Source organism: Phyllobacterium sp. P5_D12, assembly GCF_054049495.1.
On sequence record NZ_JBFUMG010000841.1, the window covers coordinates 1 to 1,422 of the forward strand.

2 protein-coding genes are annotated in these 1,422 nt (G+C 52.3%); both read right to left on the minus strand.

Annotated features, from left to right (window positions below):
- A partial coding sequence (locus tag ACXJ5O_RS26935; RefSeq protein WP_457302585.1) for a hypothetical protein occupies positions 1 to 354 on the minus strand: 354 nt, incomplete at its 3' end.
- Positions 351 to 1,373, minus strand: a complete 1,023-nt coding sequence (locus ACXJ5O_RS26940) for a hypothetical protein (protein WP_457302586.1) — start codon at positions 1,371 to 1,373, stop codon at positions 351 to 353. The genes ACXJ5O_RS26940 and ACXJ5O_RS26935, both read right to left, overlap by 4 nt.
- Between the last annotated feature and the right edge of the window lie 49 nt (positions 1,374 to 1,422).

Here is a 1,422-nt window from a genome sequence, read left to right on the forward strand (position 1 = left end):
GCCAAAGGTGAGGCTGCCATCCCTATCCCTGTCGATGTCGGCAAAGTGACCGGTGAAATAACCGACACCGGCCTTTTCTGCCGAGGCAAAAGTAACGAGTTGCGTTGCAGGATCAGCCGCACGGTCGAAGAGGGCCTTGATACGGGCATCGACTGCAGCGCTCACCGTCTCCCGGGTAAGGGGAACCCCACCTTGGTTCGAGCGCTTTGATGGCGGCACAGTGCTCCGCAACAATCGTCCCTGTATCTGTCTGTCAGGCTTGAAGCGCGCCATGGTTTCGGCAGCGTTCGATGACGCTACCTGGCACTGCATGGCAAGCAGCACCGCCATTCCGATGATAAAACGACCTCTCATGGCTGCACCGTTTCAGGAAGAGGGAAACGCATGGCCGTCAATACGCCATCAGGCTGCGGCCGATCATAAAATGCATTAAGATCGCTCAGCACTCTACTATAGAGTGAGAGTTTGGCTTCTGGGCCATCTCCAGGACCAATACCGTGACCGGCCTCATACAATTTGACCGGTACTTTCATTGCTGCCGGCAACGCGGCAAGAACAAGTTCGGACTGATAGAATGGCGTGTTGAGGTCGTAGTATCCGTGCTGAACCAAAACCTTCAAATCAGAGTTGAGGCGAAGGCTCTCTGAGAGGTCGGGAATGCTTGATACTTCCCTGTCGGGCTTGATGGGATCATCGGGATGATGCGACCGGAAATCCCAATTGTCGATGACTTCGCCATTGCTTCCCATGTAACCTAAATTGGAATTATAGCCTATAAACTCGCGTTGATATTGTTGAGCAAGGGGGTCAAAAACGGGCCTACGGTCATAGGCCGGATCGGTATCGGAAAGTTTGATAGTCATCCGCTCATCGGCGAGCAACAACATCCTGTCTTCACCTGAATCGAAGAACCAGCTGAATTCGAAGCTGTTCATGTTCGGTTCTTCTATCCAGGGATTGTTGGCTTTACTGTCGCCAGGCGCGTAAATCTTACCTATGCCGGTCAGTCGATACAACCGGTTCAGGAAGGGCGGAGCCTCTGGCTGCTTGAGAAAAGCTTCCCATTTTGTCCGGTCTTTTACCTTTCTATTGTCGACGCCACTGAACGACGAATAATAGTATTTGTTATAATCCCGGACAAATGCGCCTAAATCGTCCGGAATTGCCTCGATCGGCTTGCCGCTGCGTTCAAGGGATTCCTCCCAGTCAGCAGCAACCGCTGCATAGGTCGGAAGATTACCGCCGCATGGCGCATCATTCGACAGACAATCTGCTTCATAATCGAGAACCGGCGAGTTCAGAATCAAGCCGGCAAGAACGTTCTTTGAATCCTTCTTCTCGGTATATTTGGTCGTCCCGCTTTCAATCAGCATCCGCCCGATGATTGGAACGCGAATGCCGCCATATGAAACACCATAGAGA

What these genes read in the sequence shown, in the direction of transcription:
- ACXJ5O_RS26940 (WP_457302586.1), bottom strand. Translation starts at nt 1,373, where the DNA reads ATGCTGATTGAAAGCGGGACGACCAAATATACCGAGAAGAAGGATTCA.